Below are 19,962 nucleotides of genomic sequence, written 5' to 3'. Positions count from 1 at the left end.
ATTTTTGCATCCTTCAGTTAATCGAGTTACGAGGTATCTTATGTCGACTCAACAAGAGAAAGTAATGAACGCCTTTGCAGAGCAAGCTAAAACCATGTACACCCCTTTGCGTAAAATTAACGCACTTTTATTAGAAAACATGGAAAAAATGACAGATTTCCAGTTGGATGCACTGCGTTCTTATAGCCAGATGGGTGTAAACCAATTGAAAGGCGCTAGTGAGTTAAAAGATGCTGAAAGTATGCGCGAATACACCAGCACACAAGCAGAAATGATGAGTACAGTCAGCAAGAAAGTGCTAGAAGACGCCAAAACTATGGCAGAGATGGCCGTTGAGTTTAAGCAAGAAGTTGAAAAGATCATGGAAGAAGCACGTTCAACAGCCTTTACTAAGCCAGGCGAAACCAAGTAAATAAGGAATCACGCCGAGTTTGTGCACCGAATGCGTTTCGGTGTGCTCTTGGTGAGCATCAGTATCAAGGCTAAGGGGCAAGCATGAGTAACCAATCTGAAAATACAAGCTTTAACGATTTTGTTGACCCAGCAGAGATGTGGTCTATGGTAGGTCAAGTCAATCAACAATATCAGCGTTTGATTGAACAACTGGTAAACCGCAAGGGCGTGAGCGATCCTTCTTTGTCTGTGCTTTTTAACATGACAGAGACATTCCAAAAGCTTAACGAACAACTTGCTGTCAACCCCTTGGCGCTTTTCGATGAGCAAATGGCTTTGTGGCAAGGCCAAATGCAGCTATGGCAAAATACAGCACGCCAGATGCTCGGTGAAAAAGTCGAGCCGATTATTGAGCCAGCACGTGATGATCGCCGCTTTATCGATCCTGAATGGAACGATAATTTACTTTTTGATTTTATTAAGCAGTCTTATCTGTTATTCGCACGTTGTATGCTTAACGTGATTCATAGCGCCCAAGGCATGGACGAGAAAAGCAGCCAAAACCTTGACTTTTATGCGCGTCAATTCGTTAACGCGATGTCGCCTTCCAACTTCGTTGCTACCAACCCAGAAGTTTTGCGCAAGACATTGGCAACGCGTGGTCAAAACCTAGTGAAAGGGATGGAGCAGCTGATCGAAGATATGCAGCGCAGCTCTGAAGGTCTGAATATTTCAATGACGGATTTTTCCGCATTCGAACTTGGTAAAAATGTCGCCACCACACCTGGGAAAGTGGTGTTCCAGAACGACATGATTCAGCTGATTCAATATCAGCCTACCACAGAAAAAACCTTCAAGACGCCTTTGTTAATCGTACCACCCTGGATCAACAAGTTTTATATCTTGGATTTGCGCGAAAGCAACTCCATGGTGAAATGGATGGTTGATCAAGGACATACAGTCTTTATTATTTCCTGGGTCAACCCAGGTCCAGCACAAGCACAAAAAGGCTGGGCGGATTACATGAAAGAAGGTCCGCTCGCTGCCATGGATGCGATTGAGCAAGCCACAGGTGAGAAGAGCGTTAACGTGATCTCTTACTGTATCGGTGGTACTTTGACGGCAAGTACTATGGCGTACTTGGCTGCGAAGAAGCAAGCAAATCGTGTTAACTCAGTGACTTACATGGCAACCTTGCAAGATTTCACCGATCCTGGCGAAATTGGGGTTTTCATCAACGAGGCCACCTTAAAAGGCATCGAAAAGCAGCTTGATCGTGATGGTTATCTTGATGGCCGCGCGATGGCGATGAGCTTTAATATGTTGCGTGAGAATGACCTTTTCTGGTCTTTCTTTATCAACAACTACCTCAAAGGTGAGCGCCCTCAAGCGTTTGATCTTCTGTATTGGAACTGTGATAGCACCAATATGCCAGCAGAAATGCACAAGTTCTATCTACGTAATATGTATGTAGAAAACAACTTGATTCAAGGCAACATCGAACTAGACGGCGTGAAGATTGAGCTTGGCAACATCAAAACCCCAGCTTATTTCGTCTCAACAATCCAAGATCATATTGCCAAATGGACTTCGACTTACGGCGGCGCGCGCGCTCATGGCGGCCCTGTGAAGTTTGTACTTTCTGGTTCTGGACATATTGCAGGGATTGTTAATCCACCGAACAAGAAAAAATACGGTCACTGGACCAACGATAAGCTCCCTGAAACACCAGATGCTTGGTTTGCCGGTGCACAAAAGAACGAAGGTTCTTGGTGGCCGAACTGGCAAGAATGGGTCACCAGCAACAAGTATGCGAACTTGGAAACTATGGTTGATGCACGCGAACCAGGTACAGGCAAGCTAAAAGCACTTGAAGATGCACCAGGCAGTTTTGTGAAAACCAAAATTCCTGATGTGATCGCTGCAGCGGAAAAAGCAAAAGAAGCTGAAAGCGCCGAAGCCAAGTAACTAGATCGTCAGACACTGATGATAAAAAAAGTAAGCCCCTAAACCTTAGGGGCTTTTTTTATTCACAGATCTAACGCTGCCATCTCCGGTGACAAAGCCGTAGCGAAGCGCAGGTTTTGGCATCCGGTACATGGCTTGGTTAGATTTATCCTACTCCCAGAAGCCGTTTATATGCACTGTCTTTGCCTAAATTCGGGATTTGCGCATCGGTAGCCCCTTGTATCTGAGTGAAGGCCTGCTGAGTGACTTGATTAGTAGGAGGCGCCAATCGCCCTAGCAATGCCCTGAAATTTGAAGGACAGGATCCTAGTCCAATACGGGATGAAAATTCTCGATCGGTTAAAAGACATGCCACCTCTCGCAACTCGGCCTCACCAAATTTCATTATCAAGCGTTCGTAATACGGTACAGCCATATCTGACACCCCATGACCGTTTCCAATTCGAGCCATCACAAGTGTCTTAACATAAGATTTTCGAACGGCATCAGGCACCGTGCCAGCAGAAGAAACGTAGGCTTCAAGAGCTCGAGCATGAGCAGGCTCGTTGTGAAAATTATTAAATCCAGTATGGGCGGCAAATAGGCTGTCAATTTTGTCAGCCATTTCTAGCGCAAGCGTATCATTTGGAAGAAACGGTAGGCCTCCAACAACGGAAAGGAACTCGTTGGCAGCCTCTTTCCTATCTACCTCCCCGTTTGATGCAAATGTTGCGTATTTAAAGCCACACTCGTATTTGACTTCATCCGGCGCAACAGTCCACGCTGAGCCAGCCACCAACTTGATGTTACTTTTAATCTGAACTGCCGTATCTTTGGTTGTGTACATACCAAATAAGGTTCTAAGTACGGAAGTTGCCAACTCGGGAGGTAAATTCTCGATTCCTGCCCGAATATACAGGGCGTCCTGTTCAGTGAGTGTGGTATTTCTAATACTGTTAAGAAAACGTTTGACCTCAATTACAGGCCCTTCAGGCTCCTTTGCAATGACCTCTCGAATACAAGTCTCCAGCCAGGATATTAACTGAAAGCCTGTGAGGTCATTTTGGTTTGGGTGCGCTGCGCTAGCCCAATTCCGCATATCCCTTATATAGTCTAAGTGCTTGTAACCAATATCAGAAAGTATTCCTGTTAGATGGCAGCCCCGTATCAACTCCCACTCTTCTATTTTTTGAAGATCATCTTCATCTTTCAGTTTTGCTCTGCGCTTGGTATCTGTTACGACACTGTCATAAAAATACTCTAAATCAAAACGTGCCACTTTATTTCGAAGGTTTACAACAGTCTCGTCCCAGATGAAGTTAAGGGCGGCATCAAACAATCCTGCCCCGCAGGCAGCAATAAATTTTGACAGATAGATCGATGTCGATTTCCGATTAGCATCGATCAACTCGATCACATCAGGCACGTTAGCAATCACCCGTTGGCGCTCTTGAACAGGAACTAGGACATGCTGATTAGGCAACCCAAGCTCACCCAGATACTGCGTCAATCCCGCTGTAAATTGATCAACACTAGTTGCCACTTCATCTTTTGATAACACTTTTATCTCTTTGGTCAAAACAACCTCCTTCTTTGTAGCAACGGAAATCTAACAAGGAATCTTTAAGCTAGATAAGGGCTAGGGATTGTTTGTTGCAGTTGTACCAGTGTTTTAGGACAAGCCTGTGCACGCAAAGCATCGAGCAAACTAGCTAAATCCCTCATACGCTTAAGTGTCTCAAAAGCCGCTGCGGCTGGCGCAAAACCCTTCATTAAAGCCAGCCATTGCTTCAAGCTGTCACGTATGATTTTTTCCATACGTAAAGGCGCATATAAATCAGCATAGTGCACTAAAACCGCAGCTCTTTGCGGCCAAGTAGACACCCCATCCCAGTGCCCTGTTTGTAAATAAGCTTTTAATCTGACAGCTAAAAATGGATCTGCTAATAAACCACGCCCGAGCATCACATCTTCACACCCGCTGGCTTGACGGCAGGTAAGGTATGTCTGTAAATCAATAATATCCCCATTGGCAATTAAAGGGATCTTCTGTTGTGCTAATTGTTCACGCAAAGGGGCCAACAAATGCCAATGTGCTGGCGGCTTATATCCTTGTACTTTGGTACGCGCATGAATACAGACACTGGCAGCACCAGCACGTATCACAGCATCAACATTTTCCTGACTTAATGCAGCATCTGCATATCCTAAACGCATTTTGACATGCACGGGGACTTGTAAATCCACCAAGGCTTGCTGTACCTCAGCAACGATCTGATATAAGCGTTCTGGCGTTTGCAATAACACCGCACCACCTTGATGGCGATTGACGGTTTTTGCTGGACAGCCAAAATTTAAATCAATCACAGGTGCGCCTAGCTGAGCCGCACGCCGCGCATTGACAGCCAACATATTGGCATCACTGCCTAACAGCTGCACATGGACCTGGGTCCGCGAACGTGTACGACATCCATGATGTAGCTCAGGCGCTAGACGATAAAATACCCGCTTGGGCAACAACTGTTGGGTAACACGCACAAATTCGGTCACACAGAAATCAAGGTCACCGATAGCTGTTAATAAGTCGCGCACACTGGCATCGACAACGCCCTCCATTGGGGCAAGCGCGATTTTTGGCATGAAAAAAACTCGTACAAACAAGAAAATAAGGCAAGGGCCAATTAGGGAATACGTTTAGGCTCAGCAAGTTGCTGTACTTCTGCTGTTGTTAAAGCACGTGCTTGCCCAGGAGCTAAATCTGCATCTAAGATCAAAGTTCCAATTTGCTCACGATGTAAATGCACTACTTGAGTACCTAAGGCTGCTAACATGCGTTTGACTTGATGATAACGTCCTTCTTGTACGCTTAAACGGATACAAGTCGGATGAATGATCTCTAACTGTGCTGGGCGGGTTGGTTGTTTTTCCCCATGTAACATAATGCCTTGTAAACAGGCCGTTTTTGCTGCCTCCACATCCGTCAGAGGCGTGGCAATTTCAGCACGATACACCTTGGTGCATTGATAACGTGGTGAGGTGATTTGATGCGACCAATGGCCATCATCGGTAATAAGCAATAAACCACTGGTATCTGCATCCAAACGTCCAACTGTGTGTAAACGATCAGCATGCGTCACCTTGAGCAAGCTTAATACCGAAGGATAACTCCCCCATGTTTCTAAGTGTGTACACTCATAACCTGTGGGTTTATGTAGCATCCAATAGCGTAAACCAATGCAATGGAGCTGATCTTGGCCCCAATAGACCTGATCTTCTGGGTTGAGCGAAAAAGCCGCATCTTTAATAATCTGTGCTTGTACGCGAATTTGCCCCTGCTTAATCAAGCGTTTGGCTTGACTGCGGCTTAAGTCTGTACTGTGACAAAGAAATTTATCTAAACGCATGTTAAGGGGTACTCATAGCAACAAGTAACTAGGGTAAGGGGGAAGCTTGCAACCAGCGCAGAGTAGCACTTTGCAAGCATGGCGAGAAGTCTTGGCTGGATGGCAGCGTTCAGGCAAGTGGAGGGTTTATGTTACCTAGGGCACAGGAAATTTATTGGCGTGATGGTCACCAAATACAACTGCTTTCTGAAGGTGAAATTTATATTCCTGCGATGTTAACAGCGATTACCAATGCAGAAGATTTTATTCTGGTGGAATTGTATTTAGCTCAGGATGGGCGCTTATGGCGTCAGTTTCGTCGTGCTTTAATCCAAGCCGCTTTACGTGGTGTCCGTGTTTATATTTTGCTCGATCATTTTGGTAGCCAAGGCGTCAGTCGCCAAGAACGTGCTTACCTATCGCAAGCTGGGATACGACTACGATTTTTTAATCCACTGCACTGGCGCAAACTCAGCCATAATTTAGTACGGAATCACCGCAAACTTTTATTAATTGATGGGGATCTTGCTTTTGTCGGTGGTTTTGGTTGGTCAGATGAATTTTTACCCTATGCTTGGCACCCTAATCCTAAAGATGGTGACAAGGTCGCTTGGAAAGAAGTTGCTGTTCAAGTGCAAGGGCCTTCTGTACATCAATGGTTGAATTTATTTGTGCATACTTGGCAACAAGGACAAGCAGAAAGCGCCACCAGCGCAGCCATTCCAGAAGATTTTTCCTTAGCTTTTTTTACTCGTGCCGCTGATCAACAGCAACCTCTAGGTTTATTGCACCTAGGGCGTGTTGTGTGTGGCCAAGGTTTATTGCTACAAGGGGTTAAACGCTCCCTTTTATACCGCATTTTGCGCGCGCGCGAGTGTATTTGGATTGCGACCCCTTATTTTGCACCTTCTTGGCGTTTGAGGCGTTATCTCAGGCTTGCTGCACGCCGTGGTGTCGATGTGCGTTTATTACTAGCGGGTCCAAGACATGATCATCCTGCGGTACGCTATGCTGGGCAGCGTTTTTACTTACGTTTATTGCTTGCAGGTGTACGTATTTTTGAGTATCAGCCAAGGTTTACGCATGCTAAAGTCTGCCTCTGTGATACTTGGGTGTCTATTGGTTCTTGCAACTTTGATTCTTGGAGTCTGCATTGGAACTTAGAAGCCAATCAGGAAGTTTTATCCGCAGAATTTGCCCAAGAATTAAGCCAGTGGTTTGCCCGTGCTTGGCCAGAAACGCAAGAGATCCAATTAGAAACTTGGCTTAAACGCTCTTGGTACCGCAAAGCACGCCAATGGTGGTGGGGACGCGTCGACACTTGGCTAACACGTCTCACCAAAGCTAGCAGATAAATACCCATTATTGTCTTTGTAAAACGAGCTCCGCTTTAGCGTTTTTTACCACCAGAACGCGTTTTTTTCTTGCTACTTTTCGCCATTGTTGTAGGCGATTTAGGCTTTTGCTTTTCTTCTGGCGCATGGAGTACCACGTACAAATCAATCAAAATTTGCGGGACTTGCAATGCCATTTGTTGAAGTAAGGGAAAATTTTCTTGCAAAGAAGCCACTTCCGCTTCTTCCTCGAATAAGCCAGATAATGCCATTAAAGGGAGTAATAATTCAGCAATGTCTTGCTCTGCTTTGCTAAACCAAAGCGCTTCTTGCAAAAGTACGCTTTCAACAAAGCCTGCACACCAATCACATAAGGGGGATTCATAAGCTTGAATCTCGCCTTCATCTAAATTCAAGCTAACAGGCAGTTCAATTTCGTGTCCACGATAACAGGCGCTAGCAGCCGCTTGACGCAACTGAATTAAAAGATCACTTAATTGTTGGTAGGCTTCTTTTGGTAAGCTGGTTTCTCCATTGCAAACGGTGGCAATAAGATCTGCAGTTTCTAAAGGTTGTGGACTAAGCGCCTGAGCTACCATAAAACCATGCGCATATACCGCATCCATGGCTTCACTGTCGAGGTTATCATCATCTAACAAGTGATCCAGTAGCTCAAATTCTTCATCGCTCAAAAGTGCATAACTTGGTTCGGGTAAATCAGACATGGTACAAATCCCCAAAAATACATCAAGCAAAAATAAATCGTGTTTGCATAATAGCACCAAGCAGCATCCGACAAGATGAAAACTCTCCTTTCACTAGATGACTCATGAGTCGCTTTTATAGGGCTTTGGTCTAATACCCAAAATGGATTTTTCGTTACTTCAAGTGACTTCTGAGTCATGCATCCTTCACCAAATTGAAACCATTTTTTAAGTCATTGTTTTTAAAGAATAAAATGTTAATACCAATGTCTAATATGGTTTAGGTGGCTCGGGCGGTTATAACTGGAAGGGATTTTTAAGCCTTGGATGAGGCTTATGGCTGGAGTGACATAAGCTTAATGGCATAACAATAATTCCCATCCAAGAACAATATGACTGGCACAGAGGCATAGTCGAGATGAGTGAACAAGAAAAAATCTATCCAGTAACGGCAGAGTTTGCAGCTAACGCTTGGATCAATAACGAAAAATACCAAGAATTGTATGCTCAGTCGGTCGAAAATCCAGAAGCCTTTTGGGCGGAGCAAGGTAAGCGTATCACTTGGTTTAAAGAATATACCAAGGTAAAAAATACCAGCTTTGACCCACATAATGTCTCTATCAAATGGTACGAAGATGGCGAACTTAACGCCGCTTATAACTGTTTGGATCGCCACCTAGAAACCCGTGGTGATCAAACAGCCATTATCTGGGAAGGGGACAACCCAGAAAGCTCGAAAAATATTACTTATCGTGAGCTTTATGAAGATGTTTGTCAGTTTGCCAATGGTCTGAAAAAGTTAGGCGTACATAAAGGGGATGTGGTCACCATTTATATGCCTATGATTCCAGAAGCTGCAGTCGCTATGCTCGCTTGTGCGCGTATTGGTGCAGTGCACTCTGTGGTCTTTGGGGGTTTCTCTCCAGATGCGATTGCTGGTCGTATCATTAACTCAGATTCAAAAATTGTCATCACTTCGGATGAAGGCCGTCGCGGCGGCAAGCAAGTGCCTTTAAAAGAAAACGTTGATGAAGCCCTCACGAATCCACACGTTAAAACGGTAGAAAAAGTCGTTGTGGTCAAGTGTACAGGTGGCGATATTCATTGGCATGATCACCGTGATCTATGGTGGCATGATGTGGTGGCAGGCTGTGCCAAAGAATGCCCAGCCGAACCCATGAATGCAGAAGACCCTCTATTCATTCTTTACACTTCAGGTTCCACTGGTGCGCCTAAAGGCTTGAAGCACACCACAGGTGGTTACATGGTGTACGCTTCTTTAACGCACCAATATATCTTTGATTATAAAGAAGGTGACGTTTATTGGTGTACTGCTGATGTCGGCTGGATCACAGGCCACTCTTACATTCTGTACGGACCTTTAGCCAATGGGGCAACCACCTTAATGTTTGAGGGTGTACCTAGCTATCCGACACATGGCCGCATGGGCGATATCTGTGATAAGCATCAGGTCAACATCCTATATACCGCCCCAACCGCAGTACGTTCTTTGATGGCACAAGGTGATGATGTGATGAGCTCATCAACACGTCAAAGCCTACGTTTGCTAGGTTCTGTGGGCGAGCCCATCAACCCAGAAGCTTGGGAGTGGTACCATCGTGTGATTGGCAACGGCGAATGTCCTATTGTTGATACTTGGTGGCAAACAGAAACCGGCGGCATCATGATTGCGCCTTTGCCTGGTGCAACGGATCTAAAACCTGGTTCTGCAACCCGTCCTTTCTTCGGTGTGCAGCCGGCACTTTTTGATAGTGAAGGTAAAGAACTGCAAGGTGCCACCGATGGTAACCTCGTGTTGCAAGACTCTTGGCCAAGCCAAGCGCGCTCTATCTGGGGCGATCATGAGCGTTTTGTGCAAACCTACTTCTCCACTTATAAGGGTGTGTACTTCACTGGTGATGGCTGTCGCCGTGATGAGGATGGTTATTATTGGATCACTGGCCGTGTCGATGACGTGATCAATGTCTCTGGTCACCGTATGGGAACCGCAGAAATCGAATCTGCTTTGGTCGCCCACAAAGCGGTTGCAGAAGCTGCCGTAGTTGGTTATCCACATGATATTAAAGGTCAGGGTATTTATATTTATGTCACCCTGGCAGAAGGTCTAGAGGCTTCCGATGAGTTACGTATTGAATTAGTGAAGTGGGTACGTAAAGAAATCGGTCCTATTGCAACGCCAGATGTGATTCAATGGGCACCGGGCCTACCAAAAACACGTTCAGGTAAAATTATGCGCCGCATTTTGCGTAAGATTGCTGCCAACGAATGCGATGGTTTAGGTGATACCAGTACCTTGGCTGATCCAGGTGTGGTTGATGACTTGATCGAGCACCGTGCAAATCGCTAAGCTTTAAGCTTTCGCTGATTTGTGCAAGGCCCCCTGTAGATGCTACAGGGGGTTTTTTGTGCCTACCTTTACTCAACATTTTTTACAAAGCATTTGCTAGGTTATGAACAACAGAAAACCCTTCTACGACTTAAGGTGAGATAAACAGTAAAATAATGTATTTATTACACAGAGAAGGTAACCTTTGGCGCTCGACTAACGTATAATGCAACATAATTATAAGCTGGATTACAGGGACCTGGAGGAGAGTGAATGGCACTAGCCCACAAAATAATTATTGCAGATGACCATCCCCTGTTTAGAGCAGCCTTGCAGCAGGCCGTACAGCAGGCCGTACAGCAGGCGGTTGCAGATGTTGAAATTGTCGAAGCAGACACCCTTGATGCAGTACAAAATGCAGTAGCTCAGCACCCTGATGCGGACTTGATCTTACTTGATTTACATATGCCAGGTGCGCATGGTTTTTCTGGGCTGGTGTTTTTACGCGGACAAGCCGCAGATATTCCTGTGATTGTCGTTTCAGGTAGTGATGAGGCCCGCGTTGTGCGTCGTGCACTTGACTATGGTGCATCAGGCTTTATTCCCAAATCTGCTTCTTTAGAAACCCTAGCGGAAGGTGTTAAATCAGTGCTTGAAGGCAATCTCTGGTTACCACCTGAATTTGCACAAGGTTTAGAAAGCCTTTCTGAAGAGGAAATGCGCTTTGCTGAATCTTTAGCCTCATTAACACCACAACAGTTTCGTGTCCTTAATATGCTCACCGAAGGCTTGCTTAATAAGCAAATCGCCTATGAACTTAAGGTTTCGGAAGCCACCATCAAAGCGCATGTTACTGCAATTTTACGTAAATTAGGCGTGCATTCGCGTACTCAAGCCGTGATTGCAGCTAAACAACTCGAAGTTGATCCACCACGGATTGAAAGTTAAGGCAACACCTACATACAAAAGCCTGCAAGATGCAGGCTTTTTTAGATGCTTATTTTACAGTGCAAAAAAATTATAAGTGTTCCAAAATGGTCACTTTCTCGTCCCCACTAAGCAAAGGTGCAATCCCTGTCAGCACTTGATAACGCTCTTCCGAGGTTTCCCAACGGTGCCATGCCGTCTTATCACGCCATAAAGTAATAATAAAGCGGTGATTTGGATTATTGGCGTCTTTTAGTGATTCACCAGAAATATACCCTTCCGCACGCAAAGTTGCTTGCAAGATGGCACGTGCAGCCTGCTCATACTCAATCTCTAAACCTGGGGTCAGGGTACGCTCAATAATGACTTTAATCATGCGACTGTCCTAATCTTGGTTTTTAGCTTCTACATCAAGATGATGTGTTTCAATTGATATATCAACAATATTACAGGCACCAGGGCGTAAAACAATCATGCCATAGTCTGTAAGGTGATCTGCTTCATCTTCGCCACTACCTACTTCTAACGACATGCTGGCACCGGTCAGATGTTCAGGACTCAAAACTAAAGTTGCAGGTAACAAGCTAGCATCCCACTCTAAGCGTAATTCGCTTAATAAGGGCAGGTTAATCACCTGACCATCTGGGGTTACGCCTTGCAAACGGGGTAAGCGAGATTCATGACTCATGCAACTTCTCCATACAGGCATAACTGCCAAATGAGTTGATTGACTTTGATTTCTAGTATAGCACTGCCATCAACGAATATAATACCCTGTTCACTTACAGCACTGAGTGCTTGAATCGACATTCCCTTTTGCATACCGAGAGAAATCATGAGCATACGCACACGTATCGCCCCATCACCTACTGGAGATCCTCACGTAGGTACCGCTTACATTGCTTTATTTAATTTATGTTTTGCGCGCCAGCATGGCGGCCAATTTATTTTACGTATTGAAGATACGGATCAAACGCGCTCGACCTCAGAATCAGAACAAATGATCTTTGATTCGTTACGCTGGCTGGGCTTAAGCTGGGACGAAGGCCCTGATATTGGTGGTCCACACTGGCCTTATCGTCAAAGTGAGCGCCAACATATTTATCAAGAACATGCACAATATTTGCTAGATCAAGGGTATGCTTTTAAATGCTACCGCACCCCAGAAGAACTAGATGCACTACGTGAAAGCCGTCGTGAGCAAGGTTTACATACAGCCCTTAAACCTTCTGATTTAAAGCTAGATGCACAAGAAACGGCACGCCGTGAGGCTGCGGGGATGCCTTATGTTGTGCGTATGTATGTGCCTGAAGATACAGGGGTTTGTGTTGTAGAAGATTTACTGCGTGGTCGTATCGAGCTAGATTGGAGTATGGTCGATGCGCAAATTCTACTCAAATCAGATGGTATGCCTACTTATCATTTAGCCAATGTGGTTGATGATCATTTGATGCAAATTACCCATGTTTTACGTGGGGAAGAATGGATTAATTCCGCCCCTAAACACAAGTTGCTGTATGAATATTTTGGCTGGGATATGCCAGTCCTTTGTCATTTACCTTTACTACGTAACCCAGATAAATCCAAGTTATCTAAACGCAAAAATCCAACCTCGATCAATTATTACCGGCGTATGGGATATTTACCACAAGCTGTGGTGAATTATTTAGGGCGTATGGGCTGGTCCATGCCAGATGAGCGTGAAAAATTCTCGCTCGAAGAAATGATTCAAGCATTTGATATTCAACGTGTTTCTTTAGGTGGACCTGTCTTTGATGTAGAAAAACTTTCTTGGCTTAATGGACTGTATTTACGTGAAGATTTAAGCGATCACCAGTTAATGCAAGCGTTAATCGAGTGGGCTTTTAACCCTGAATATGTAGGTAAAATTCTCCCACAAGTTAAACCAAGGATTGAAAAGCTCGCTGATATTGCGCCTTTAGCAGGCTTCTTTTTTAGTGGACGCCTCTCATTAAGTGCACAGGATTTTGCACATATTAAGCTAGAAACAGAAACCCAAGTGCAGTTTTTACAGTTCTTACAATGGAAATTAGAGCAAATCCCCACTTGGCATAAAGAGGCCATTTATCAAGCCGTTCATCAACTTGCTGAGCATTTTGGCTTAAAAATGAAGCTTGCCTTACAGCCCGTCTTTATTGCAATTGCAGGTACAGCCTCCTCAACTTCTGTTTTAGATTCTATGGCCATTTTAGGATCTGATTTAACGCGGATGCGTTTACGCGATGCGATTGAAGCTTTGGGCGGTGTTTCCAAAAAACAAATGAAGAAACTGGAAAAAGAATTCCAAACACTGTCATAAAAAGCTTGACACCCCAAAGGCGAGTCGCTAATATGCGTCTCGCTTTAGAGGTAAGGGGCTATAGCTCAGCTGGGAGAGCGCTACAATGGCATTGTAGAGGTCAGCGGTTCGATCCCGCTTAGCTCCACCAGAACATCTAAAGATTGCGTCCCATTCGTCTAGTGGCCTAGGACACCGCCCTTTCACGGCGGTAACAGGGGTTCGAACCCCCTATGGGACGCCACTCAAGCAGTCTAGAAAATAATCACCAGCCTAATGCTGGTTTTTTTTCGTCTAAAATATTAGATAATTCTAATTAAATAGGGTGTCGACAAAAACGCTTAATTAACAAATAGTTAGAAACATTGATTAAAAAATAACCAATCTGTAAAAAAATATTATTTTTCAATTAGTTAGATTACTATTTATCGAGTTATACACAGACTTATCCACAGATTTTGTGGACAAATCAGCCAGCTAAGGTTTCTATCACACCAATTCACTTAGAGCAGCACCAACAACAAACTAGGATTTTTCTTGGTCTCAACAGCTTTTGTGATAAGCTGTGTAACATGCAAATGGCTCCCTGTTTGAGAAGGCGCTTTTCCGTTTATGACTCAAAACTCTGTTGCTAGAGGCTGCGCATACTGGCATGACAGGCTACACCAAACGCCTTTGCCCACCTTATTGCTTGGACGCCCTGGCGTACTTAGCCCCTTACTTGGTGCAAATACTTCCTTACAGCAAGTACAGCATGTACTAGAAGGTGACCCTGTCGCTGCCGTCTATGTACTCAATGCAGCCAACCGTGTTAATCGTAATCAAGAAACCGATATCCATAATCTACGCCATGCAGTCGCCGTATTGGGCATGGATAAATTACAACAGGTGCTGCGTGGTTTAGCGCGTACTAGTGTTGATATGCGCCAACCGGGGCATAGAGCTTTTATTCAAGCATTAAGTATTAGCGTACATGCCGCAGAACAGGCCAGAGATTGGGAAGATCAGCGCGCACCTGGTACAGGTGAGAATGCCTATTGGAACACCCTAGTTTATGGTGTAGCTGACTGGAGCTTGCCCCTTGCCTCACCAGAAGCTGCTTTGATGATAGAAAAGCTTATTCAGCTTGGCTATACACGAACAAGCGCACAAGAAAGGGTCTTGGGTTGTCGTCTAGCAGAAGTCGCGGCGGCTTTATTGCAACATTGGCAACTGACCGAATATACGCAAACCTGCATTCAGCCTTTATTACAACCTGATGTGCGGATTTTAGCACGTTTAGCACGCTGTGCATGGCATCAAGGCGCCGCCCCTGAAGTATCGAATACTTTGGCACGCGTGTTACATCAGCCTTATTTTTCTAGTTTATTAGCGAATTTATTGGCTTGGTCAAGCCATCGCTCTTGGTACTCAAAATCTACCCAAGCTTATTTAGGCATTTTATCTGCGTATCTTAATCAACCTTTCGATGCTGTTTGTGCACGTGTCCACAGGATCGCAGCTTTAGCCAGTCGTGATTTCCCGATGGGAGATATCTGGTTACCTGCAGAGCAACTCTTTTGGCCACCTTTGCCCTTACGAGGACGCACCCAACATCCCAAGCGTAAAGTGGCACAAAAACCAGCTGCCCCAACCAGCAAAAATAGCGCACCCGCCGCTGCCAGTACACAGGTACCAGAATCACCGAACAATCAAAAGGCGATGCAAACTCGCGCCATGCCAGCTCAGGATACGCAGATAACCGCCAGTCAGCCCGTGCCACCACCTAGCCCTAGCTCACAAACAGCACACACACCGCCGCCACCAACAAATGCTGTTGAAAGTAAAAAGCTCAAAGCAAAACCCAAGGTGGATGCACAAACTTTAGCAGAACGCTTAGCACTGCTAGAAGCACGTAAGACACAAAAAGCACCTCCCACCCCAACCGTTTTACCCAAAGTAAAACTCAGTTATATCAAAGCGCTACAAAATAGCATTGAAGATGGCGAGTGTGCTAATCTACATCAGCTGATGCATAAGGCAAGTGAGACCTTAGATAAGGCCATCGGTTTACCTCGATGTCTATTATTAATGAAATCAGCACAAGATCAGGCACTACACTGCTACTTTGCGCATGGATTTCATGCACAAGCAGATATCTTGAAAAGTTTAAAACTGCCCTTACAAGATGAAAATGCCTTGTTAACACGTCTGTTTAATTCAGGGGCCGCACTCTGGGTTCATGCAGAGAACCAAACTAAGCTAATGCCCGCCATGCCACCTAGCCTACAAAACCATCTTGATGCTAATACAGGGATGCTTGCCACTTTAAAAGTGAATACGCGGCACCTAGGCATCTTGTATGCAGATGCGCAAGGTCAGGGAGCAGCAAGTGAGGATCATTACAAGGCGTTTCGCTTAATTGCACAAAGTCTTAATGCGGGCTTACTGTATTTAACGCAAAAGCGTTAACAGCTACCTAAGCTTTGAGACAAGTCAAGTTGTTGTGGTAAGAAACGAGTACACTAGAGTAAATTTTTGTACACCTGGTGCAAAACCAGACTTAATACTTAAGAATCATAAGGAGCTTTGCATGAAAAACTTGAAAGTGGCTTTATTAGCAGCCGCCGTTGCTGCGGTCGCTCAACCTGCGTTTGCTTACGATGCAGGCGATATGATTGTGCGCGCCGGTGTAGCAACTGTGGCTCCTAATGATGAGAGCGGCTTTGTGATGGATACCAGCACACAAGATAAGCTCCTAGGCGTTGAAGCCATGGCTGAAGTAGACAATGACTCTCAGTTAGGCATTAGCTTCACTTATATGCTCAGCCCAACCATGGGGATTGAAGTTTTGGGTGCAACACCTTTCGAGCATGATATTAAAGGTGCCGGTGCACTCAAGGGTGTCACCATCGGAAGCACCAGCCACCTACCGCCAACCATTACGGCCCAATACTATCCATTAGGTGGCACAGATTCTAAAGCCCAACCTTATGTTGGTTTAGGTGTGAACTACACGGTTTTCTTTGATGAAAAAACCACAGATCAGTTCACACAAACCCTTAGCGGCCTGCTCAATGCACCTGGAATTTCCACTGATATCGAGTTAGACAACTCTTTCGGTGTTGCAGCTCAGTTGGGTATTGATTACGCTTTGACTGAAAACGTGATGCTAAACGCTGCTGTATGGTATATCGACATTGATACCACTGCAGATGTCAAAGTGAACGGTAATACTGCCGCACAAGTGGACGTAGATATTGATCCAACCGTTTACATGCTAGGTGTTGGCTACAAGTTCTAATTGTTGCTCTTAAGCTGCTTTAAGCCACCTTCATAGGTGGCTTTTTTATTTTTATGCTGATTGCTGGTGATTGTGCTTATAAATAGCAACCAAAATCAGTAGCCAGCCCAAAATCAATAAGCTGCCACCAATTGGCGTGATAAAGCCCAGATAATGAATACCAGTGAGCGCCAGCAAATATAAAGAACCTGAAAAAAACATCATACCTAAGGTCCATGCCCAAGCCACAGACGACCACCAAGGGTTGTCAGGATCACGATGCATCCACACACACACCCAAGCTAACGCCAAGGTATGCAGCATTTGATACTCTACTCCCGTTTGAAAAACCTCTAGCAAATACGGGGTCAGGGTATTTTTTAATCCATGAGCAGCAAAAGCCCCAAGTGCAACACCTAGCGCACCGCTACAAGCACTGACAGACATCCACGCCGAGATTCTCAAAGGCGAACTCCTGTACAAATTAAGTTAGAATGACGGTTTTTCGTTGAACATTTGCGGAATCACCCTATGCAGATTCAATTAAACGGTCAAGCTTACCACTTGGATCAAGACACCTTGTCTGTCCAAACATTACTCGAACACCTTAAGTTGACAGATAAACGGGTTGCAGTGGAAGTAAACGAACACGTGATCCCACGTAGTCAACACCCCAAAACACAGCTGCAAACAGGGGACAAAGTAGAAATTGTGCAGGCGATTGGGGGCGGTTGAAGATAAAATTGTCCACATGCTCCTTCAGTTGATTTAAATAAAAGAGGTTTGTATGCAAGATACACTCATCATTGATGGCAAGGCTTACAATTCGCGTTTATTAGTAGGCACAGGCAAATACCAAGACTTCCAACAAACCCAAGATGCCATTCAAGCATCTGGTGCCGAGATAGTGACCCTTGCGGTACGACGTACCAATCTGGGCCAACATCCTGATGAACCTAATTTATTGGATATTCTGCCCCCCAGCCAATATACCTTATTACCCAATACAGCTGGTTGTTATAACGCTAAAGATGCTGTGCGTACTTGTCTGTTGGCGCGTGAACTGCTTGATGGCCATGATTTAGTCAAGTTAGAAGTTCTAGGTGATGAAGAGACTTTATATCCTAATATCACAGAAACTTTAATTGCCGCTAAAGAATTAGTCAGTGAAGGTTTTAAAGTCATGGTGTATACCAGTGATGATCCTATCGTGGCACGTCAGTTAGAAGATTTAGGCTGTGTGGCCATTATGCCTCTTGGCTCCTTGATTGGTTCGGGTTTAGGCATTTTAAATCCTTATAACCTGCAGTTAATTGTACAAAATGCGCAAGTGCCTGTGATTGTCGATGCAGGCGTGGGTACAGCCTCAGATGCTGCGGTGGCAATGGAATTGGGTTGTGATGGGGTTTTAATGAACACAGCGATTGCACATGCGCAACGCCCCATCTTGATGGCACAAGCGATGGCAAAAGCCGTCGAAGCAGGACGCCAAGCCTTTTTGGCTGGGCGGATGCCAAAGCGTCAATTTGCTAGCCCAAGCTCGCCTATGGACGGTCGTATTAATATCTAAGGGGGAAATATGCCCGATCCTACTGAGCACAGTGCTGACATTAAAGTGTTTGAAGAACCACAGTGGGCCACGCCCTATACGCAAGCCTCTTTAATTCAAACGCCACAAGTGGCACCAAACCAACCACCTCATCAGCGGCGCATTCGTAGTTTTGTTGTCCGCACTGGGCGAATGACGCTCGGCCAACAAAGGGGCTTACAAGTTTATTGGCCAACGCATGGATTAGAATTAGCAGCTGGCCCTCTACAACTAGAGACCTGTTTTGCTAAAGCACAACCTTGTATTGTCGAAATTGGTTTTGGTATGGGGCAATCATTACTCGAACAAGCGCAAAAAATGCCGGAAACCAATTTTATTGGTATCGAAGTCCATGCCCCAGGCGTAGGTAAGCTCTTGGCACAAGCGGGTGATTTAGGGTTAGAGAACCTTAAAGTCTATCAAGCAGATGCGATTGAAGTATTAGAGCAAGCCATTCCAGAGGCAAGTCTGGCCGGTGTGCAGGTGTTTTTCCCTGATCCTTGGCCTAAGAAAAAACATCACAAACGCCGTATTATACAGCCACCTTTTGTTGATTTAGTGCGTTCCCGTTTACAAGTGGGTGGACGTTTACATCTAGCAACAGACTGGCAACCTTATGCAGAACATATGCTAGAGGTATTGCAAGCTACCCCAGGCTGGCGTAATTGCTCTGCGACTGGGGATTATATTGAACGTCCATTGACGCGCCCACTCACTAAATTTGAGCATCGCGGACATAAATTAGGCCATGGTGTATGGGATTTGCTGTTCGAGCGTCAATAAGCAAACCCGTCGTTGATCGTCTCCCCGCCCTCAAGGACGGGGTTTTGCGTACTTTATTGATTAAGCAGCGCTTGCTGCATGTTTGGTCGCTTGCTGCGTTAAAGTTTCTACCCACCAACTTAACGCCTTGCCCTGCTGAGGACGTCGCCAAGCAGCCAAAATTTGCTGTGTTAAGGGCGCCATTTGTGCTAAAGCCACTAAATCGCCACGTTGAACATAGGCCTGTGCTTGCGTCCAAGGTAGCCATCCCCAACCCAGGCCAGCGCATAAAGCCGCTATTTGTGCATTAGCGTTTGGTAGACGTACTTGGGCGCTTAGCTGGTTTTCTATAGCCGTGGGAACTTGCTTATCTAAACTCATACAATCATACGCGATAAGCGAGGCTTGCGGATCTTGTGCAAGTGGATGTTGAGGGGCAGCAAATAAGCCAAAATCTAATTGACCTAATTCTAAAGTAATCACTCGACTATCTAACACAGTGACTTGCGGTGCTCCCAAGATCAAGTCAGCTTGCTCGGTGAGTAAAGCATCCCAACACTGGGTACCTGTAGCCTCTTGGACACTCAGTTCAACATGTGCATGTTGTGCGCGGAATGCTTTTAGCAAGGGCAAAAGGCTTTCTATACTAAAATAAGTGTTATAGTAGATATGTAGTTTTTGTTCCCAACCCTGCGCGAGTTGACGTGCTGCATAGGTAAGCTCATCGGCGGCCTCTAAAATACGACGTCCTTGCTCCAGTGTTAATTGGCCAGCGGGAGTTAGCGTCGCTCTGTGTCCATCACGATTAAATAGATCAATCCCGAGTTCTTGCTCTAATTTGCGTACTGTATAGGAAATCGCCGAAGGCACCTTATCCAACTCACTGGCTGCGGCGGCAAAACTTCCTCGGCGAGCAATCGCATCTAAAACTTGTAGCGCTTCTAAAGTAATCGGCGTGGTCGGCATGGGGCGTTCCGTTACAAGCACAGCGGACAAGAGGCTTAGGTGTTAAGCAT

20 protein-coding genes and 2 tRNA genes are annotated in these 19,962 nt (G+C 45.3%); 13 read left to right on the top strand and 9 right to left on the bottom strand.

From position 1 onward, the window contains the following. Positions 1–40: 40 nt before the first annotated feature. The gene (locus BMX05_RS05585) at positions 41–412 is read left to right on the top strand and encodes a phasin family protein (RefSeq protein WP_093308983.1); all 372 of its coding nucleotides are present in this window, start codon (positions 41–43) and stop codon (positions 410–412) included. A gap of 83 nt (positions 413–495) precedes the next feature. Beyond that, positions 496–2,361 (top strand): class I poly(R)-hydroxyalkanoic acid synthase, encoded by a 1,866-nt coding sequence (gene phaC, locus BMX05_RS05580; protein WP_093308982.1) that lies wholly within the window; start codon positions 496–498, stop codon positions 2,359–2,361. Between the two features lie 145 nt (positions 2,362–2,506). On the opposite strand, the gene BMX05_RS05575 is transcribed toward phaC, so the two are convergent. The 3 genes from BMX05_RS05575 to BMX05_RS05565 are packed head-to-tail and all read right to left on the bottom strand — an operon-like array spanning position 2,507 to position 5,744. Further along, complete coding sequence (locus BMX05_RS05575) at positions 2,507–3,919, bottom strand: hypothetical protein (protein WP_093308981.1); 1,413 nt, start codon at positions 3,917–3,919, stop codon at positions 2,507–2,509. A gap of 44 nt (positions 3,920–3,963) precedes the next feature. Further along, positions 3,964–4,980, bottom strand: a complete 1,017-nt coding sequence (locus BMX05_RS05570) for a tRNA dihydrouridine synthase (protein ID WP_093308980.1) — start codon at positions 4,978–4,980, stop codon at positions 3,964–3,966. 41 nt (positions 4,981–5,021) lie between these two features. Continuing rightward, entirely contained in the window at positions 5,022–5,744 is a 723-nt protein-coding gene (locus BMX05_RS05565; RefSeq protein WP_093308979.1) for a pseudouridine synthase, read from the bottom strand. Between the two features lie 128 nt (positions 5,745–5,872). On the opposite strand from BMX05_RS05565, the gene BMX05_RS05560 reads away from it, so the two are divergent. Next, positions 5,873–7,078, top strand: coding sequence for a phospholipase D-like domain-containing protein (locus BMX05_RS05560; RefSeq protein WP_093308978.1), 1,206 nt, complete (start codon positions 5,873–5,875; stop codon positions 7,076–7,078). Between the two features lie 35 nt (positions 7,079–7,113). Here the strand turns inward: BMX05_RS05560 and BMX05_RS05555 are convergent, their stop codons facing one another. Next, the gene (locus tag BMX05_RS05555; RefSeq protein WP_143051945.1) at positions 7,114–7,782 is read right to left on the bottom strand and encodes a YecA/YgfB family protein; all 669 of its coding nucleotides are present in this window, start codon (positions 7,780–7,782) and stop codon (positions 7,114–7,116) included. 397 nt (positions 7,783–8,179) lie between these two features. Between BMX05_RS05555 and acs the strand changes: the two genes are divergently transcribed. Further along, on the top strand, positions 8,180–10,129 hold the full coding sequence (gene acs / locus BMX05_RS05550) for an acetate--CoA ligase (RefSeq protein ID WP_093308976.1): 1,950 nt from the start codon (positions 8,180–8,182) through the stop codon (positions 10,127–10,129). A 252-nt stretch (positions 10,130–10,381) separates the two neighbouring features. After that, positions 10,382–11,056 (top strand): LuxR C-terminal-related transcriptional regulator, encoded by a 675-nt coding sequence (locus tag BMX05_RS05545; RefSeq protein ID WP_093308975.1) that lies wholly within the window; start codon positions 10,382–10,384, stop codon positions 11,054–11,056. 70 nt (positions 11,057–11,126) lie between these two features. Here the strand turns inward: BMX05_RS05545 and BMX05_RS05540 are convergent, their stop codons facing one another. Genes BMX05_RS05540 through BMX05_RS12475 form a run of 3 tightly spaced genes read right to left on the bottom strand, consistent with a single transcriptional unit; the run spans position 11,127 to position 11,884 of the window. Further along, positions 11,127–11,411, bottom strand: coding sequence for an antibiotic biosynthesis monooxygenase family protein (locus BMX05_RS05540; RefSeq protein WP_093308974.1), 285 nt, complete (start codon positions 11,409–11,411; stop codon positions 11,127–11,129). 9 nt (positions 11,412–11,420) lie between these two features. Continuing rightward, positions 11,421–11,723: a hypothetical protein gene (locus BMX05_RS05535; protein ID WP_093308973.1), complete on the bottom strand. Its 303-nt coding sequence runs from the start codon at positions 11,721–11,723 to the stop codon at positions 11,421–11,423. After that, the gene (locus BMX05_RS12475; RefSeq protein ID WP_177166806.1) at positions 11,720–11,884 is read right to left on the bottom strand and encodes a hypothetical protein; all 165 of its coding nucleotides are present in this window, start codon (positions 11,882–11,884) and stop codon (positions 11,720–11,722) included. The genes BMX05_RS05535 and BMX05_RS12475 overlap by 4 nt, the downstream gene beginning before the upstream one ends. Between BMX05_RS12475 and gltX the strand changes: the two genes are divergently transcribed. From gltX to BMX05_RS05510, 5 genes are all read left to right on the top strand, one after another. Beyond that, entirely contained in the window at positions 11,871–13,355 is a 1,485-nt protein-coding gene (gene gltX / locus BMX05_RS05530) for a glutamate--tRNA ligase (protein ID WP_093308972.1), read from the top strand. The genes BMX05_RS12475 and gltX overlap by 14 nt on opposite strands. Before the next feature lie 54 nt (positions 13,356–13,409). After that, positions 13,410–13,485: transfer RNA gene (locus BMX05_RS05525), tRNA-Ala, on the top strand. Positions 13,486–13,502: 17 nt separating this feature from the next. After that, positions 13,503–13,578: transfer RNA gene (locus BMX05_RS05520), tRNA-Glu, on the top strand. Positions 13,579–13,946: 368 nt separating this feature from the next. Next, positions 13,947–15,785 carry an HDOD domain-containing protein gene (locus BMX05_RS05515; protein ID WP_093308971.1) on the top strand — a complete coding sequence of 613 codons (1,839 nt, stop codon included), beginning with the start codon at positions 13,947–13,949 and terminating at the stop codon, positions 15,783–15,785. A 121-nt stretch (positions 15,786–15,906) separates the two neighbouring features. Next, entirely contained in the window at positions 15,907–16,617 is a 711-nt protein-coding gene (locus tag BMX05_RS05510; RefSeq protein ID WP_093308970.1) for an OmpW/AlkL family protein, read from the top strand. A gap of 51 nt (positions 16,618–16,668) precedes the next feature. Here BMX05_RS05510 and BMX05_RS05505 read toward each other — a convergent pair whose 3' ends face one another. Continuing rightward, on the bottom strand, positions 16,669–17,061 hold the full coding sequence (locus BMX05_RS05505) for a DUF423 domain-containing protein (RefSeq protein WP_245710442.1): 393 nt from the start codon (positions 17,059–17,061) through the stop codon (positions 16,669–16,671). Positions 17,062–17,127: 66 nt separating this feature from the next. Between BMX05_RS05505 and thiS the strand changes: the two genes are divergently transcribed. The 3 genes from thiS to trmB are packed head-to-tail and all read left to right on the top strand — an operon-like array spanning position 17,128 to position 18,967. Beyond that, positions 17,128–17,331, top strand: coding sequence for a sulfur carrier protein ThiS (thiS, locus tag BMX05_RS05500; protein ID WP_093308968.1), 204 nt, complete (start codon positions 17,128–17,130; stop codon positions 17,329–17,331). A gap of 52 nt (positions 17,332–17,383) precedes the next feature. Next, entirely contained in the window at positions 17,384–18,166 is a 783-nt protein-coding gene (locus BMX05_RS05495; RefSeq protein ID WP_093308967.1) for a thiazole synthase, read from the top strand. Between the two features lie 9 nt (positions 18,167–18,175). Next, on the top strand, positions 18,176–18,967 hold the full coding sequence (gene trmB / locus BMX05_RS05490) for a tRNA (guanosine(46)-N7)-methyltransferase TrmB (protein ID WP_093308966.1): 792 nt from the start codon (positions 18,176–18,178) through the stop codon (positions 18,965–18,967). Between the two features lie 60 nt (positions 18,968–19,027). Here trmB and BMX05_RS05485 read toward each other — a convergent pair whose 3' ends face one another. Beyond that, a complete protein-coding gene (locus BMX05_RS05485; protein ID WP_093308965.1) occupies positions 19,028–19,912 on the bottom strand; it encodes a LysR family transcriptional regulator in 885 nt (294 codons plus the stop codon). Positions 19,913–19,962 lie beyond the last annotated feature (50 nt).

The sequence above is a fragment of the Allopseudospirillum japonicum genome (genome assembly GCF_900108915.1).
GTDB classification, from domain to species: domain Bacteria; phylum Pseudomonadota; class Gammaproteobacteria; order Pseudomonadales; family Halomonadaceae; genus Pseudospirillum; species Pseudospirillum japonicum.
Note: the sequence above shows the minus strand (reverse complement) of the source record. Positions and strands in the feature narration are given on the sequence as shown.

Excerpts from the sequence above, each read along its gene's own strand:
- BMX05_RS05585 (WP_093308983.1), top strand. The coding sequence starts at position 41 with ATGTCGACTCAACAAGAGAAAGTAATGAACGCCTTTGCAGAGCAAGCT.
- phaC (WP_093308982.1), top strand. The coding sequence starts at position 496 with ATGAGTAACCAATCTGAAAATACAAGCTTTAACGATTTTGTTGACCCA.
- BMX05_RS05570 (WP_093308980.1), bottom strand. The coding sequence starts at position 4,980 with ATGCCAAAAATCGCGCTTGCCCCAATGGAGGGCGTTGTCGATGCCAGT.
- BMX05_RS05565 (WP_093308979.1), bottom strand. The coding sequence starts at position 5,744 with ATGCGTTTAGATAAATTTCTTTGTCACAGTACAGACTTAAGCCGCAGT.
- BMX05_RS05560 (WP_093308978.1), top strand. The coding sequence starts at position 5,873 with ATGTTACCTAGGGCACAGGAAATTTATTGGCGTGATGGTCACCAAATA.
- BMX05_RS05555 (WP_143051945.1), bottom strand. The coding sequence starts at position 7,782 with ATGTCTGATTTACCCGAACCAAGTTATGCACTTTTGAGCGATGAAGAA.
- acs (WP_093308976.1), top strand. The coding sequence starts at position 8,180 with ATGAGTGAACAAGAAAAAATCTATCCAGTAACGGCAGAGTTTGCAGCT.
- BMX05_RS05545 (WP_093308975.1), top strand. The coding sequence starts at position 10,382 with ATGGCACTAGCCCACAAAATAATTATTGCAGATGACCATCCCCTGTTT.
- BMX05_RS05540 (WP_093308974.1), bottom strand. The coding sequence starts at position 11,411 with ATGATTAAAGTCATTATTGAGCGTACCCTGACCCCAGGTTTAGAGATT.
- BMX05_RS05535 (WP_093308973.1), bottom strand. The coding sequence starts at position 11,723 with ATGAGTCATGAATCTCGCTTACCCCGTTTGCAAGGCGTAACCCCAGAT.
- gltX (WP_093308972.1), top strand. The coding sequence starts at position 11,871 with ATGAGCATACGCACACGTATCGCCCCATCACCTACTGGAGATCCTCAC.
- BMX05_RS05515 (WP_093308971.1), top strand. The coding sequence starts at position 13,947 with ATGACTCAAAACTCTGTTGCTAGAGGCTGCGCATACTGGCATGACAGG.
- BMX05_RS05510 (WP_093308970.1), top strand. The coding sequence starts at position 15,907 with ATGAAAAACTTGAAAGTGGCTTTATTAGCAGCCGCCGTTGCTGCGGTC.
- thiS (WP_093308968.1), top strand. The coding sequence starts at position 17,128 with ATGCAGATTCAATTAAACGGTCAAGCTTACCACTTGGATCAAGACACC.
- BMX05_RS05495 (WP_093308967.1), top strand. The coding sequence starts at position 17,384 with ATGCAAGATACACTCATCATTGATGGCAAGGCTTACAATTCGCGTTTA.
- trmB (WP_093308966.1), top strand. The coding sequence starts at position 18,176 with ATGCCCGATCCTACTGAGCACAGTGCTGACATTAAAGTGTTTGAAGAA.
- BMX05_RS05485 (WP_093308965.1), bottom strand. The coding sequence starts at position 19,912 with ATGCCGACCACGCCGATTACTTTAGAAGCGCTACAAGTTTTAGATGCG.